At 72.8% G+C, this 14,496-nt stretch carries 16 protein-coding genes and 1 pseudogene; 5 read left to right on the top strand and 12 right to left on the bottom strand.

From position 1 onward, the window contains the following. Both ABD832_RS23095 and ABD832_RS23100 read left to right on the top strand, forming a co-directional pair. The gene (locus ABD832_RS23095; RefSeq protein WP_344898806.1) at positions 1 to 300 is read left to right on the top strand and encodes a CATRA system-associated protein; all 300 of its coding nucleotides are present in this window, start codon (positions 1 to 3) and stop codon (positions 298 to 300) included. Then, entirely contained in the window at positions 281 to 1,681 is a 1,401-nt protein-coding gene (locus ABD832_RS23100) for a CATRA conflict system CASPASE/TPR repeat-associated protein (protein ID WP_344898808.1), read from the top strand. The genes ABD832_RS23095 and ABD832_RS23100 overlap by 20 nt, the downstream gene beginning before the upstream one ends. Before the next feature lie 104 nt (positions 1,682 to 1,785). Here ABD832_RS23100 and ABD832_RS23105 read toward each other — a convergent pair whose 3' ends face one another. Both ABD832_RS23105 and ABD832_RS23110 read right to left on the bottom strand, forming a co-directional pair. Further along, positions 1,786 to 2,511, bottom strand: a complete 726-nt coding sequence (locus tag ABD832_RS23105) for an IS5 family transposase (protein WP_344898810.1) — start codon at positions 2,509 to 2,511, stop codon at positions 1,786 to 1,788. A 74-nt stretch (positions 2,512 to 2,585) separates the two neighbouring features. Then, positions 2,586 to 3,452, bottom strand: coding sequence for an NmrA/HSCARG family protein (locus ABD832_RS23110; protein WP_344898812.1), 867 nt, complete (start codon positions 3,450 to 3,452; stop codon positions 2,586 to 2,588). A 322-nt stretch (positions 3,453 to 3,774) separates the two neighbouring features. Between ABD832_RS23110 and ABD832_RS23115 the strand changes: the two genes are divergently transcribed. After that, entirely contained in the window at positions 3,775 to 4,719 is a 945-nt protein-coding gene (locus tag ABD832_RS23115; protein WP_344898814.1) for an NADP-dependent oxidoreductase, read from the top strand. A 76-nt stretch (positions 4,720 to 4,795) separates the two neighbouring features. Here the strand turns inward: ABD832_RS23115 and ABD832_RS23120 are convergent, their stop codons facing one another. Continuing rightward, a complete protein-coding gene (locus tag ABD832_RS23120; RefSeq protein ID WP_344898816.1) occupies positions 4,796 to 5,458 on the bottom strand; it encodes an O-methyltransferase in 663 nt (220 codons plus the stop codon). Positions 5,459 to 5,574: 116 nt separating this feature from the next. After that, on the bottom strand, positions 5,575 to 6,615 hold the full coding sequence (locus ABD832_RS23125) for an NAD(P)-dependent alcohol dehydrogenase (RefSeq protein ID WP_344898818.1): 1,041 nt from the start codon (positions 6,613 to 6,615) through the stop codon (positions 5,575 to 5,577). Positions 6,616 to 6,709: 94 nt separating this feature from the next. On the opposite strand from ABD832_RS23125, the gene ABD832_RS23130 reads away from it, so the two are divergent. Then, complete coding sequence (locus tag ABD832_RS23130) at positions 6,710 to 7,315, top strand: TetR/AcrR family transcriptional regulator (RefSeq protein WP_344898820.1); 606 nt, start codon at positions 6,710 to 6,712, stop codon at positions 7,313 to 7,315. A gap of 63 nt (positions 7,316 to 7,378) precedes the next feature. Here the strand turns inward: ABD832_RS23130 and ABD832_RS23135 are convergent, their stop codons facing one another. The 8 genes and pseudogenes from ABD832_RS23135 to ABD832_RS42550 all read right to left on the bottom strand — a co-directional run. Then, positions 7,379 to 8,755, bottom strand: coding sequence for an alkaline phosphatase family protein (locus ABD832_RS23135; RefSeq protein WP_344898822.1), 1,377 nt, complete (start codon positions 8,753 to 8,755; stop codon positions 7,379 to 7,381). Next, a complete protein-coding gene (gene eboE, locus ABD832_RS23140) occupies positions 8,752 to 9,879 on the bottom strand; it encodes a metabolite traffic protein EboE (RefSeq protein ID WP_344898824.1) in 1,128 nt (375 codons plus the stop codon). The genes ABD832_RS23135 and eboE overlap by 4 nt, the downstream gene beginning before the upstream one ends. Further along, positions 9,879 to 10,733 (bottom strand): TatD family hydrolase, encoded by an 855-nt coding sequence (locus ABD832_RS23145; RefSeq protein ID WP_344898826.1) that lies wholly within the window; start codon positions 10,731 to 10,733, stop codon positions 9,879 to 9,881. Before ABD832_RS23145 ends, eboE begins: the two co-directional genes overlap by 1 nt. After that, the gene (locus tag ABD832_RS23150; protein ID WP_344898828.1) at positions 10,733 to 11,407 is read right to left on the bottom strand and encodes an EboA domain-containing protein; all 675 of its coding nucleotides are present in this window, start codon (positions 11,405 to 11,407) and stop codon (positions 10,733 to 10,735) included. Before ABD832_RS23150 ends, ABD832_RS23145 begins: the two co-directional genes overlap by 1 nt. Then, positions 11,404 to 12,333, bottom strand: a complete 930-nt coding sequence (locus ABD832_RS23155) for a sugar phosphate isomerase/epimerase family protein (RefSeq protein ID WP_344898830.1) — start codon at positions 12,331 to 12,333, stop codon at positions 11,404 to 11,406. Before ABD832_RS23155 ends, ABD832_RS23150 begins: the two co-directional genes overlap by 4 nt. Next, positions 12,330 to 13,214 carry an SCO3242 family prenyltransferase gene (locus ABD832_RS23160; RefSeq protein ID WP_344898832.1) on the bottom strand — a complete coding sequence of 295 codons (885 nt, stop codon included), beginning with the start codon at positions 13,212 to 13,214 and terminating at the stop codon, positions 12,330 to 12,332. The genes ABD832_RS23155 and ABD832_RS23160 overlap by 4 nt, the downstream gene beginning before the upstream one ends. Then, the gene (locus ABD832_RS42545) at positions 13,214 to 13,444 is read right to left on the bottom strand and encodes an inositol-3-phosphate synthase (protein ID WP_344898936.1); all 231 of its coding nucleotides are present in this window, start codon (positions 13,442 to 13,444) and stop codon (positions 13,214 to 13,216) included. Before ABD832_RS42545 ends, ABD832_RS23160 begins: the two co-directional genes overlap by 1 nt. 24 nt (positions 13,445 to 13,468) lie before the next feature. Next, positions 13,469 to 13,570 (bottom strand): annotated as a pseudogene (locus ABD832_RS42550) (hypothetical protein); the annotation flags it as partial. A gap of 89 nt (positions 13,571 to 13,659) precedes the next feature. Here ABD832_RS42550 and ABD832_RS23175 point away from each other — a divergent pair. Then, positions 13,660 to 14,367 carry a hypothetical protein gene (locus ABD832_RS23175; RefSeq protein ID WP_344898834.1) on the top strand — a complete coding sequence of 236 codons (708 nt, stop codon included), beginning with the start codon at positions 13,660 to 13,662 and terminating at the stop codon, positions 14,365 to 14,367. The last annotated feature ends 129 nt before the right edge of the window (positions 14,368 to 14,496 follow it).

Genomic DNA, 14,496 nt, shown 5'->3' on the forward strand with positions numbered 1-14,496 from the left:
ATGTACGATCTGCGCATGCCCGACCCCCGCACTATCGTGGCCGAGCTGACCGAGCTCCTCACCTGGCGGCTCCCGCCGGCTTCCTGGCCCCGTGTTGCGACAGCGCTGGATAACCTGGTACGCACCTTGCCCGACGGCCCGGTCGAACCGGCGCTGGACGACCTGACTTATTTGGGACCGGAACGGCTCCGCGTCCGGCTCGGCGACGATCCTTCCGTGCCGCCACCCGAAGAGGTGCGCGAGCGGATCAATCGGCTCATTCGGGACCTGGAGCCGGACATTGACCGCGCCGCTGACTGACCCCGCGTTCGTCGTCCACGTCTTCGGCCCGGCCACCGGCTACGACGACTTGCGCCCAGTGTGGACCGCATGCGCCGACGCCCTGGGAATGACCGCACCGATCCCCTCCCTTGGCCTGCCGGTCGACCTGCCCGCGAACCTTCCCCGCTCCGAGGCCGTGGCCGCGCGGCAAGCCCCGGATCAGGCAGTCCAGGCGATCGTCCGCCGCAACCATGACACGCTGATTCTGTCGGTGGCATTGTTCGGCGACTGGGACACGATGCAAACGCGCTGGACCTCGGCAGCCGACAACGGCTGGTCCTTCGGCGAGGCCTGGATCTACACAGCGGCTGGCAGCGACCCGGGCGATGCCGTCGTCGGTCCGTCCGCCAACGTAGAGGGACACACCCTGGTGTGGGAGGCCTCCGGCGCACCTGATGATCGTCGGCTTCGCCGCTTCATCGCGCTCAGCCAGGACGACCACCTCATCGAGTCCGACGCCTGGCTGTGGAGCCGCGGTGACGAACGCCTGCCACCATTCGCCCGATACCTCCTTCACACCGCCAAGATTCGTTACCAGCTCCGCGTCCGCGATGACTACGACGAAGAGATCCACCTCCGCACGGTGACCCGCGACACCGACGCTCTCCTGGCCGAAGCCCGTAACGCTCTCCTCGTCGATTCCCGGTCGCTACCAGGTCTGCTCACTATCCGGGCTCGCCTCGCCGCTCACACTGTCCAGTCGACCGGCCTGACCGGCGTCCGAACCCGCCTCACCGAGATGAGCCGCACCGTCGAGATCGCCGCCGCCAATGCCCGGCCCCCTTCCCGTCACGGTCTGTTCGCTGATGACCTGTCGCTCGCTGAGTGGTTCTCCCACCGCCTCGCTGACGACACCCATTACCTGACGGCCGCCTCGGAACGCGTCCACGACATCATGTCCGCACTCTCCATGGCTGTCGAGGCGGCCTTAGACCAACGCCGCGAACAGCTACACGCCGAAGAATCCGCCGCCGTCCAACGCAAAGAGCGCCTCAACCTCCTCCAGACCGCGATCATCGGCTCGACTCTCATGATCCTGGCCGCTGTCCAAGCCTTCCAGTACCGGCTCCCGCTGCCGCCGTCCCTGCAAGCACCCCTCATCGCCGTCCTGGGCACCCTCGCCCTCCTCCTTGCGACGATCACCCTCTGGACCCGATCCCCCGGTCCCGCCCAGATCTGGACCGGCCGCCTCACCACCGCCCTCGCCTCCGCCACCGTGGCCTGGCTCGTCACCACCGTCGTCGCTCATCTGATCACTGGGCACCCCTCTCCCGTTCACGCCACCCTCCTCATCAGCTCCACCGTCTTCTGCGCCGCCTTTCTCGCCACCCTGAAATTCTTCCGCTACCCGAAGGCCTGAGCGAAGGCTCTGATAGCTGAAGTGCGTGGCACTGCCGTCGACAGGTCAGATCATCGGCTGGGGTCGCTCGTCCTGCTGCGGCTCGCGGCGCTGGCGTCGGTCCCCTAGATCGCGGCGTCTGCTGAAGCCCGCCACCCCCGGCGCTCTGGCCATGATCGAATCCGGAGCATCATCCCGATTAGGTCTCTGCTGGAAAGGAGCGCTGCTGGGCCCTTGGTGCGAGCAACAGCACGCCGCCCATCGAGAAAATCGGCTATAGGCCGCGCGAGCCCTACGCCGGCGGTCAGGACCAGCGACAACAGTTTCTGGCCCTGCTCGCACGCCAGGTGCAGCTTGGTCGACAGGCCACCGCGAGAGCGGCCCAAAGCGTGATCGGCGGGTTCGGCATCCACCCCGCCGGGCGGTTCGGCCTGTCGTTCTGCTTTCGTCGAGGCCCCGGCCGCGTGCTGGTGGGCTCGGCAGCTCGTGGAATCGACTCCTACCTCCCAGCCGATCAGCCCTTGGGCATCCCCGGTGATCTGCAAGCCGTACACGATTTGCCGCCAGATCCCTGAGCGCCGCCACCTGCGAAACAAGGAGTACACCGCCTGCCAGGAGCCATAGCATTCGGGCACGTCCCGCCATGGTGCCCCGACCCGTACCCGCCACCGGATCCCGTCGATCAACTGCCGCTTGGTCCACTGCGACGGTCGTCCTGGCTTCTTGGCCACGGGCAGCAGCGGCTGCAGGGCCGCCCACTGCTCATCGGTCAGGTCGAACCGTCTCGTCACCGCCAGGGTGGTTACGAGATCTCCGGTATGCAGGTTCTTCTTGGTCGTTGAACCCTCCACCGGAGGTCTCTTTGTTTAGCGACCTCGACACATCGCTACATACCGCACTTCGAAACAGGCCCCAGCCCGGCGCGTCAGCTCCGGCGCGCGGGACCCCGGCCGGACAGCCACGCCGCGAAGTCGCGCACGTCGGGGACGAGGTGGCGCGTGACGGCGAAGTCGGCCCGGTAGGCGGGGACGGTGGCGAACCACCGGAACATCGCCCGCATGTCCTCGTCGTCACCGAGCACGTCGACCGGCAGCCCTTCGTACCGCGCCGGCCGGCCGAGCCCGGACGCGACCCGTTCGGCCACCTGATCCATGGTGAGCTCGTCACCGGCGAGTTCGACCGCATCGCCGTCGATCGCGTCAGGGGCGATCAGGAGACGCGCGGCGGCGGCGCCGATGTCGCGAACCCCGATCATCTGGAGCGGGACGTCACCCGGGAGCGGCAGGCGGAGCACCAGCTCCCCGCCCCCGCCGCCGGCAAGCTGGGGCTCCAGGTTCTCCATGAAGAACGTCGGGCGGACGAATGTCACCGGCACGACCTCGCCGAGGCGCCGCTCGACCCGGCGCTTGCTCTCGAAGTGCGGGATGCCCGTCGCCCGCTCCGCCCCGCCGACCGACGAGTACACCACGTGCGGCACGCCCGCGTGCGCCGCGGCGTCCGCGACGGTCACACCGCGGCGCACCTCGCCCTCCACGCCGTCCGCTCCCTCGAACGTCGTCATGAGGAACAGCGCCGCGACCCCGGTCAGTGCTCGCCGGAGCGAGTCGCCGTTCTCCTGGTCGGCGGCGACGACCTCCACGCCGCGGGCTCGCAGGGCACGTGCGCGCGTGGCGTCGGCGTCGCGGACCAGGGCGCGGACCGCCTGCTTCCGCGCGAGCAGGGCGTCCACCACGCCGCCGCCCTGCTGTCCGGTCGCGCCGATCACGGCGATGGGCTGCTGAAGATCAGTCATGGGTCGTCCAATCCGAGAAGGTGATACCTTAACCGGAGGAAATCCTCCGTTATTCCTCTACGCTGAGCCCATGCCCGTCGACGCGGACGCGGACGGCCGCGCCGCCGCCCCTCGGGCCCGCTCGGATGATCCCACCCCGCACAGGCCGCTGACCTGGATCAACGCGCGGTACGCGCCGAGTCCGGGGGGTCGAAGCGAGGGGGACGTCCCCCCGGTCCCGTCGCCCTCATATTTGCTTCGAGTTCGAAGCAGTGCTAGCGTCGCCTCGACAAAGTGCTTCGAATCCGAAGCATAACCGTTCTCCCGAAGAAAGAAGCCCGCCATGAAGGCAGTGCGATTCCACGAGTACGGCGATGCCGGCGTCCTGCGCTACGAGGACGTGCCGCTGCCCGTCCCCGGCACCGGCGAGGTCCGCATCCGGGTCGCGGCCACGTCGTTCAACCCGGTCGACGCCGGTATCCGCAGCGGCGGCCTCCAGGGCCCCTTCCCGGTGACATTTCCCCACACCCCCGGCATCGACGTCGCCGGAACGGTCGACGCCCTCGGTGACGGCGTCGACACGGTGGCCGTCGGCGACGCGGTCGTCGGATTCCTCCCGATGACCGGCGACGGCGCGGCCGCCGAGTACGTCGTCGCACCCGCCGGGATCCTGGCGGCCGCACCCTCGAACGTGCCGCTCGCCGACGCGGCCGCCCTGCCGCTGGTGGGCCTGACCGCATGGCAGGCGCTGTTCGAACTCGGCCGGCTCACCACCGGGCAACGCGTCCTCATCACCGGCGCCGGAGGCGCCGTCGGCGCCTACGCGGTACAGCTGGCGAAGAACGCCGGCGCGTACGTCATCGCCACGGCCAGCCCGCGCAGCGCCGACCGGGTCCGGGCCGCCGGCGCCGACGAGATCCTCGACCACACCGCGACCGCCGTGACGGACGCGGTGACCCGGCCGGTCGACCTCCTGCTCAACCTCGCACCGATCGAGCCCTCACAGCTCGCCGACCAGGCCGCTCTCGTGCGGTCCGGCGGGACCGTGGTCAACACCACGGTGTGGATGCAGGCCCCGAGCGACGAAGCACGCCAGGTACGCGGGCTCAACCTCTACGTCCGCAGTGACGCCGAGCAGCTCGCCGGCCTCGTGGCGGCGGTCGACCGGGGCGAGCTTCACATCGACGTCAGCCGCCGGGTCCGGCTCGAGGACCTGCCGGCCTTCCACGCGGAAGCCGCGGCCGGTGCCGTGTCCGGCAAGGTCGTCGTCCTTGCGCCGGCCGCCTGACCGTTCGTGGCCGCCGCCTCCCGGCGCCGGTACGGCGAGGAACCGGAGGGTCCGGCACCCACGACACCGGGCGGGGCTACCGGACCAGTGCCAGGGCGAAGCCGTCCCACCCCTTCGACCCGACGGTCTGCAGGGCCGTGGCGTCCAGCCGCGGGTCGGCGGCGACCTGTTCGAGGAAGCGGCGCACCCCCCGGACGCGCTCGTCGGTGCTGCCGGGATCGGTGACCGCTCCGTCGCGGACGACGTTGTCCGCGACGATCACGCTGCCGGGACGGGTCAGGCGCAACGAGGCCTCGAGGTAGCGCGGGTTGTTCGGCTTGTCGGCGTCGATGAACACCAGGTCGTACGGTTCGGCCCGGCGGGCGATCAGCTCGTCGAGGCTGTCCGTCGCCGCGCCGACGATCACGTCCACCCGATCGGCGACGCCGGCGTGTTCGAGGTTGCGCCGGGCGAGCTTCGCGTACCCGGGGTCGACCTCCAGCGTGGTCACGTGCTCGGCGGCACGAGCGAACCAGATGGTCGAGTAACCGCCCAGGGTGCCGATCTCCAGGATGCGGCGTGCCCGGCACATGCGGGCCAGCAGCGACAGCAGGGCACCCTGGTTGGGTGCCACCTCGTGGTCGGGCAGACCGGCGTCACGGCTGGACCGCCGCGCCTGCGCCAGAGCGGCGTCCTCGCCGACCAGCGTGGCGACGAAGTAGTCGTCGACCGCTCGCCACTGCTCCGTCGACTCGTACATCGCCCGATGTCTCCCCCGGTCGGTCCTGACGCCGACCTTACCCAACAGGGTCGGACTCGGGAGCCCGCACGTGGGTGCCTCCCCGGTGGCCGGGCGCCCCGGCGATCTCTGCCGGCTCAGTCAAGGTCGGACATGTCAAGCACGAAGCGGTAGCGGACGTCGTTGCGCCCGAGGCGGTCGAGTGCCGTGTGCACCTGCGAGGAGGGGAGCACCTCGACGTCGGCGGCGATGCCGTTGCCGGCGCAGAACCGGAGCATCTCGGCGGTCGAGGGGCGGCCTCCGCTGCCCGCGGAGCTGAGCCTCTTGCGGCCCACGAGCAGGTCCATGGCCTCGACGGTGACCGGGCCGAGGTATCCCAGGAGGCTGAGGGTGCCGTCCATCGCCACCGACCTCAGGTAGGGGGCGAGGTCGTGGGGTGCGGAGACGGTGTCGACGACGACGTCGAAGGTGTCGCGTGCCGCGGCCATCCGCCCGGTGTCGGTGGAGGCGATGAGGTCGTGGGCGCCGAGCCGGTGGGCGTCCTCGCGCTTGTCCGGCGTACGGCTGATGACGGTCACGGTGGCGCCGAGCGCCACGGCCATCTTGACCGCCAGGTGGCCCAGGCCGCCGAGCCCGGCCACGGCGACGTGGCTGCCGGGACCCACGCCGAGGGAGCGCAGGGGTTCCCACACGGTGACGCCGGCGCACAGCAGCGGGGCGGCCGCGGCCGGGTCGAGGCCGGAGGGGAGCGGGTAGGCGAACGCCTCGCGCACGACGTACTCGCGGGAGTAGCCGCCCAGGGTGGTCGACCCGTCCCTGCGGTCGGTGCCGCCGTAGGTCAGGGTCGGGAAGGAGTGGCAGAAGTTCTCCTGCCCGGCCTCGCACATGGCGCACACGCCGCAGGAGTCGACGATGTTGCCCACCCCGACGCGGTCGCCGGCCGAGAGGGCGGTGACCTCGGGGCCGGTCTCGGTCACCACGCCGGTGAACTCGTGACCGGGCACCAGGGGCGCCCGCGCGTCCGGGGTGTGGCCGCGCAGGGTGTGCAGATCGGTGTGGCAGATGCCGCAGTGGTCGATCCGTACCGCGATGTCGTCCGGGCGCAGGTCGCGGCGCTCCAGCGTGGTGCGCCGCAGCTGTGCCGGGCCGGTCGCCCGCCATCCGGTGGTGGTCCGCACGATGGATCTCCTTAAACAGACTGTTCGGTCTGTTCAGACTACGTGCGGTCGTACGACAAAGCAAACCAACCGTTCTGTTTGATAGGCTGGGCCCATGCCGGAGCACCCCCAGACCTCGCGAGGCGCCGCGACCTACCGCCGCATCCTGGAGGCCGCCACCGAGGAGTTCGCCCGGCACGGCATCGCCGGGGCGCGCATCGAACGCATCGTGACCGCGGCGCGCACCAACAAGGCGCAGCTGTACGCCTACTTCGGCGACAAGGAACGGCTCTTCGACGCGATCTTCCTCAGCTCGCTGGAGCGCATCACCAACGTCGTCCCCGTCGACGCCGACGACCTCGCGGACTGGGCCGTGCGCCTCTACGACGAGTACCTGCGCCGCCCCGACCTCATCCGGCTGGCGACCTGGAACCGGCTGGAGCGCCGCACCGCCGGGCACCTCGTCGCCGACCACCGGCACTACGACGACCGCAAGCTCACGGCCATCGCCGAGGCCCAGGCCGCCGGGCGCATCCGCGCGGGCGACCCGTTCGACATCATGGCCATGGTCATCGCCATGTCCATGGCCTGGTCCCCGGTCAGCAACGTGTACGCGGCCGACGACCGGGAACCCGAGGACGTGCACGAGCGGCGCCGCGCCCTGCTCCGCGACTGCGTCCGCAGGGCCGTCACGACCGGCGGCGGCACCTCCCCCTCGTGACGGCCGCGGGCGCCCCCGGCGACCGGCTCCTGCCCGGCCGGCCGGGGTGGGGCGCGGGCCCGGTCAGCGCAGGGACAGCCCGAGCAGCAGGTCCTTGACCTCGGTGGCGGCGATCCGGTCCCTGGCCGCGGACGGGTCGGAGCAGAGCAGCACCGGCCCGTCGAGGGGGTCGTCGGGCAGGCGGCCGTGCGAGCCCCGCACGGCGCGGGCGCCCGCGTCGAGGCCGACCACGTTCATCGTGTAGCGCATGCCGGTCTTCTTGCGCAGCAGCGCCACGGCGGCGCGGCGCTTGGCGGCTCCGGGGGCCGCGGGGTCGAAGAACAGCTCGGCGGGGTCGTAGCCGGGCTTGCGGTGGATCTCGACCAGGTTGGCGAAGTCGGGGGCGCGGGTGTCGTCGAGCCAGTAGTAGTAGGTGAACCAGGCGTCGGGCTCGGAGACGAGGACCAGCTCTCCGGCGCGGGGGTGCGCCAGGCCGCTTCCGGCCTTGCCCTCCTCGTCGAGCACCTCGGCCACCCCGGGCAGGGCCGCGCAGAGCTTGGCGACGGCCGGGACGTCGGCGGGGTCGGCGACGTAGACGTGGGCCACCTGGTGGTCGGCGACGGCGAACGCGCGGGAGGTCCAGGGGTCGAGATACTCCATGCCGTCCTGGGTGTAGACCTTCAGCAGTCCTTCGGTGCGCAGCAGCCGGTTGACGTCGACCGGCCGGGAGACGTCGGTGATGCCGTACTCCGATAGGGCCACCACGGTGGTCCCGCGCGCGGCGGCGGCGTCCAGCAGGGGGGCCAGCACGGTGTCGAGCTCGGAGGCCGCGGCGGCCGAGCGCGGGTCGGACGGGCCGAACCGCTGCAGGTCGTAGTCCAGGTGCGGCACGTACGCCAGGGTCAGGTCGGGGTCGTGGTCCTTCATGATCTGCTCGGTGGCGCGGCAGATCCAGGTGGACGAGGCGATGCCCGCCCCCGGGCCCCAGTAGGTGAACAGGGGGAAGGGGCCCAGCGTGGCGGTGAGCTCCTCGTGCAGCCCCGGCGGGTAGGTGTAGCAGTCGGGGTCCTTGCGCCCGTCGGCGCGGTAGATGGGCCGGGGGGTGACCGTCCAGTCCACGTCGGCCCCCATGGCGTACCACCAGCAGACGTTGGCCACGGTGAAACCGGGCCGCTCGCGACGGGCGGCGTGCCACAGCTTGTCCCCGCCGACCAGCGCGTTGTGCTGGCGCCACAGGAGGACCTCGCCGAGCTCGCGGAAGTACCAGCCGTTGCCGACGATGCCGTGCCCGGAGGGTGCGACGCCGGTGAGGAAGGTCGACTGGGCCGGGCAGGTCACGGCGGGCAGCACGGTGCCGAGCTCGGCCTGGAAGCCGCCGTCGGCGACGGCGCGCAGCCTCGGCATGTGCGCCAGCAGCCTCGGGGTCAGGCCCACCACGTCCAGGACCAGCAACGATGTCATGCTCTCACTCCCAGGTCGCGCATCTCGGCACGGGCGAAGTCCAGCTCGTCGGCGATGCCCTCGGCGAGCCGGCCGGGCGTCTGCGGGCGCAGCGCCGGTGGCAGCACGCCCCAGGTGTAGGTCTCCACGTCGAAGTGGTCGCAGAGCGGCTCGGGGCCGCCGACCAGCTCCGCGAGGGCCTCGCGCAGCACCGGCACGGTGGTGGCGAGCGGCGCCTGCGGTGCGACGTGCAGCGGTACGTGGTAGTGGACCCGCCAGGGTCCGGGCAGTTTCCGCTCGAACGCCTCGTCGAGGTCGTCGGCGTCGTCGCCGGCCGCGTTGCGGGTCTGGTGCAGGAAGCGCGGCTCGGCGTACTCGCGCAGGGCTTCGGGGTCGTCGCTCTCCAGGGCGGCGGAGACCTGCACCTTGACGACGGGCAGGCCCGCCTCGGCGTACCGGCGCAGCGCGTCGGCGGGCTTCTCCCAGGCGCACGCCAGGTGGGCGAGGTCCAGGCAGACGCCGAGCCTGCCGGTGTCGGCGCCGGACAAGGCGCGCACGGCCTGGTCGGTGGTCTCCACCACGCAGCCGGGCTCGGGTTCGAACGCCACCCGGATCAGGCGGCCGGTGTCGGACTCGACGGCGGCGAGCCCGGTGGCGAGCTCGTCGAGCCTGCGCCGGGCGAGGCCGGCCATGTCCTGGTCCCAGGGGGTGCGCCAGGCGAGCGGGAGCGTGGAGATCGATCCCCTGTCGGCGTCGCCGGGCAGCAGGGCGGCCAGGACGCGCGCCAGGTCGAGGGTGTAGGCGAGCCGTTCGGGGGTCGTCCAGTCGGGATGGTAGACCGCGTGCTTGACCACCGGGTCCTGGAACGCGCGGTAGGGGAAGCCGTTGAGCGTCACGACCTCCAGTTCCCGCGCGTCCAGCTCGCGGCGGAACCCGGCCAGCAGCGCGGGGTCGGCGGCGAGCGCGGCGGCGACGGGCGCGGCCAGCCAGAGCCCCAGTCCCAGCGTCTGGGTGCCCAGGCGGGCGCGGATCGGCACCGCGTACGTGTCGAGCTGCCCGACGATGCCGCCGAGGTCCTCGGCCGGGTGCACGTTGGTGCAGTAGCTCAGGTGCAGCGTCCGCCCGCCGGGGTGACGCAGCCGCATCACGACCCTCCGCGCTTGATGGAGCTGCCCTCGAACGTGGGCTCCTTCGCCCCGGCGACCTCGGACAGGTCCAGGCGCCCGGACTGGCCGTAGAACTCCACGGGGTTGCGCCACAGCACCCGGTCGACGTCGTCCTCGCCGAACCCGGCCTCCAGCATCGCCTTCCCGGTCTCCAGGGTGAGCAGCGGGTCGGACACGCCCCAGTCGGCGGCGGAGTTGACCAGCACCCGCTCCAGGCCGTGCTCGCGCAGGATCTCCACCATGCGGGGCGGCGACATCTTGGTCTCGGGGTAGATGGAGAAGCCCATCCAGCAGCCCGAGTCGTGCACGAGAGCGGCGGTGACCTCGTTGAGGTGGTCGACGGCGACCCGTCCGGGATCGATGCCGGACGCGGCGACGACGTCGAGGGTGCGCCGGGTGCCGGCGGCCTTGTCGCGGTGCGGGGTGTGCACGAGCGCGGGCAGGCCGTGGTCGACGGCCATCGCGAGCTGGCGTTCGAAGGCGTCGTCCTCCTCGGGGGTCATCGAGTCGTAGCCGATCTCGCCGACCGCGACGACGCGGTCCTTGTCCAGGTAGCGGGGCAGCAGGTCGAGCACGGGCCGGCAGCGCGGGTCCCCGGCCTCCTTGGGGTTGAGCGCGATGGTGGCGTGGTGCAGGATGCCGAACTGCCCGGCGCGGTAGGGCTCCCAGCCGATCAGCGAGTCGAAGTAGTCGGTGAACGAGCCGGGGTTGGTGCGCGGCTGGCCCAGCCAGAAGGCGGGTTCCACGACGGCGAGCACCCCGGCCGCGGCCATCCTGGCGTAGTCGTCGGTGGTACGCGACGTCATGTGGATGTGCGGGTCGAAGATCCGCATCAGGCCTCCTTCTTCTCGTCGGCCGGACCGCCGGTCGGATCACCGGTCGGATCACCGGCCGGGCGGCCGGGCGTCCCGCCGGTCAGGTGGTCGAGCAGCGCGGTCGCGTCGCCGGGAGTGGGCCGGCCGGCCGCGGCGCGTTCCTCGGCGAACGCGGCCAGCATCCCGGCCAGCTCGGCGTCGGCGCGTTCCTCCAGCCGGTCCACGGCGGCCAGCGGCACGCCCATGAACACGCACTTGAGCACCGCCTGCCGCCAGGCGGCCTGGTCGAGGTGACGGGCGTACGGGCCGAGCGCCGCGGCCACCAGGCGGGTGTCGTTGGTGCGGATCGCGTCGTGCAGGAGCGGCACCGCCTCGGTGCCGACGGGCAGCAGCGGCAGCGCCTTGAGCACGGCGCGTTTCTCGTCGGCGTCGCCGTACCGGTACAGGTCGGTGACCTGCCCGGCCGCCGCGTCCGGCGGGAGCGCGGCGAGCAGGACGGCCCTGGCGGCCTCGTCGGCGCTCCAGCCGGGCACGCCCGGCAGCGGTGCGCGTCCGGCGCGGCGCCCGGCGGAGGCGAAGTGCCGCGCGAGGGTCCCGGGCTCGGCGGTGACGCCGCGCCGGGCCTCGGCCAGCCATTCCTGGCCGAGCGCCGCCAGCAGGTCGTCCGTCCCGGGAGCGGGTCGCGGGGTCATGTGTTCGTCCCTTCGGCGGCGCGCAGGAAGTCCAGGGACCGGGCGGCCACCTGCGGCGCGGCGTGCGAGTGGCGGGGCAGTTCGACCGCGACCAGGCCCCGGTAGCCGCATCCGGCCAGGGCACGCAGCACGGGAGGGAAGTCGATCTCCCCCTCGCCGAACTCCAGGTGTTCGTGCACGCCGCGGCGCATGTCGTCGATCTGCACGTTGACCAGGTGGGGGGCGACGGCCCTGACGCAGTCGGGGATCGGGTCGGGTTCGAGGCAGCGGCAGTGGCCGATGTCCAGCGTGATGCCGAACCCGGCCGGTTCGCCGAGGTCGGCGTGGAGCCTGCGCCAGTCGGCGATCGTCTCGACGAGCATGCCGGGCTCGGGCTCGAAGCCCAGCGGCACACCGGCGGCCGCGGCCCTGTCGGTGACGCGGGCGCAGCCGTCGACGAGCCGGTCCCAGGCCGTGGCCTCGCCGACCGTCTCCGGGCGCACGCCCGCCCAGAACGACACCGCCTCGGCCCCCAGGTCGGCGCCGACGGCCACCGCCCGGCTCAGGAAGTCCACGCGCGTCTCCCGCTCGTCGTGCAGCAGCGTGGGGGCGTGCTTGTGCCAGGGGTCCAGCAGGTAGCGGGCGCCGGTCTCGACGACCACGCCGAGGCCGAGGTCGCGCAGCAGGTCGGAGACGGCCGCGACCCTTCGGGCCAGCCCCTGCTCGTACGGGTCCAGGTGGTCGTGGTCGAGGGTGAGGGCGACCCCCTGGTAGCCGAGGTCGGCGATGACCCGCAGCGCGTCGGCCAGCCGGTGGTTGGCGAAGCCGTTGGTGCCGTAGCCGAACCTCGTCCCCCCGCAGGTCCCGCCCGGGTCCTCATCCGGACCGCCACCCGGACCACCGCCCGGACCCGCGGCCGGGACGGCGCTCGTGCCGCCGGGGCTCACGTGGGTGACACCTTCCTGGCCAGGGCCCGGCCCAGCGGGACGGCCGCCGCGACCGCGATGCCCTCGCGGGTGGCGCCGCCGCGGGCGACGAGCGCGCCCTGCAGGGCGGGCAGCGCGACGATGCCGGTGCCGACGGCGGTCCTCAGCCGGGAGGCCGACGGCTCGGCGACCGCGCGGGCCTGGGACAGGCCGAACCCGGCGGCGTACCAGCCGGTGAGCCCGGCCCGCACGGCCCGCACCACCCGCGCGGTCCGCGGCTCGTGCGCGACCTCGCCCCGTCCCAGGGCGGTGGCCACGGCGAGCGCGGCGGTGCCCGCGAGGGTCGCCGCGGGCAGGCCGCGGCCGGAGCCGGAGACCTCGGCGCGCGACAGCGCGGTGAGCAGGTAGGTGTGGGCGGCGACGGTGAGGGCCGGAGGCAGCGCCTTGGCGACGCTCCGCCCCGGGGTGGCGCCCAGCAGCACGTCGAGGCCGCGGCAGAGCGCCATCGCCGGTGGTCCCGCCGCCGTGTTCTTGGCCATCAGGTCGTAGGACCAGACGGCGGCGGCGAGCGGGACGGCGACCGCCAGGGCCCGGCGTCCTCCGGAGAGCCCGGCCACCGCCAGACCGGCGGCGGTGAGTCCCACGGCGATCCCGAGCGCGGTGCCGGGCGACACGCGTCCGGAGGGGATCGGCCGCTCCGGGCGTTCCACCGCGTCCAGGTGGCGGTCGGCCCAGTCGTTGGCGGCCATCCCCGCCCAGTACAGGCAGACCGAGGAGCAGGCCAGGCCGAGGGTGCGGCCGCCGAGGACCTGCCCGGCCGCGGCCCCGGCGGCGACGTCACCGGGGACGGACAGGGCGGCCGGGGCACGCACGAGTTCCGCGAGGTCACGCACCGACGGCATCAGGCCGGTCCCCGTCCGCCGAGGGTGGCGGCGAACGCGCGCAGCGTCCCCCACTGGTCGGCCAGCGCGTGCGGCACCTGTCCGAGCGGGTCCTTGAAGAAGAAGGCCAGCTCGCCCAGCGGCCCGGTGCGGCCGTGGCGGTGCGCCGCCGCCGTGAGCCTGGCCAGGTCCAGCACCAGGGGCGCGGCCAGGGCGGAGTCGCAGCCGTGCCAGGTGAACTCCATGCGCATGGGCGTGCCCAGGAAGCCCTCGAAGGTGACGAGGTCCCAGGCGGTCTTGAAGTCGCCGATGTCCTCCACGTACTCGATGCGGGTCTCGCCCTGCGGGGTGTAGCCGAGCGTCTCGCCCAGCACCCGCTGCTTGCTGGCGGCCTTGGCGGCGTTGGCTGCGGGGTCGGCGAGGTTGGCGCCGTCCCCCCCCGCCCAGGAGGTTCATCCCCGACCAGGTGCGGACCCTCAGGTTGCGCTGGGCGAACATCGGGGCGAGCACCGACTTGACGAGCGTCTCGCCGGTCTTGCCGTCGTGGCCCGCGTACGGCAGCCCCTGCAGGCAGGCGAGCCGGTCCAGGGCGGGCAGCCTGGCGCCCGTCGAGGGGGTGAAGTCCACGTACGGGCAGCCCGCGCGGAAGGCGGCGTACGCGGTCAGGGCACTGGGCGGCAGCAGGTCGCGCGAGTTCGCCAGCCCGGCCTCCAGCAGCTCCAGGTCGGCGTGGGCCGGGTGGGGCGCGGGGGCCGGCTCGGTGGTCGAGACGTTGACGACGACGACCCGTTCCAGGCCGTGCCGCAGCCGGAACTCGGTGATGTCGGCGGCGATCAGCTGCGCGGTCGCGGCCTGGTCCCCGGCGACCGGCACCTGCCGGAGGTCCTCCTCGACCCGCGCGAGCTCGTCGTGCAGCGCCTGCACCAGCCTGACCGGTACGATCCCGGCCCCGGCCAGCGCGGCCGCCTTCTTCTCCAGCGGGGTCGCGACGATGTCGTGCCCGCCGAAGACCAGGTCTCCCAGACCCGGCAGCCCGGCGCCGCGGAACTCGGGAAGTTCCGTGACGCAGCCCGTCGGCGGGGCGAGGCCGGCGCGTACCGCCAGCGCTCCGATCACGCTCGTGACGGCGACGGAGCCTCGGGCTCCTACCAGCCACACTCCCGTGCGCATCTGACCTCCTGTGGTGAGTCGGCTCCTGGGGATGACGGTTCTCGTCCGCCCGGCCGGGGCCGGGCGGTGCCGTCGGCATCACCGTTCCGGCCGTCCGGCCCGGGGATGTCACGGCGGGCATACGTGGTCGCTG

The sequence above is a fragment of the Streptosporangium longisporum genome, from assembly GCF_039534895.1.
GTDB lineage: Bacteria > Actinomycetota > Actinomycetes > Streptosporangiales > Streptosporangiaceae > Streptosporangium > Streptosporangium longisporum.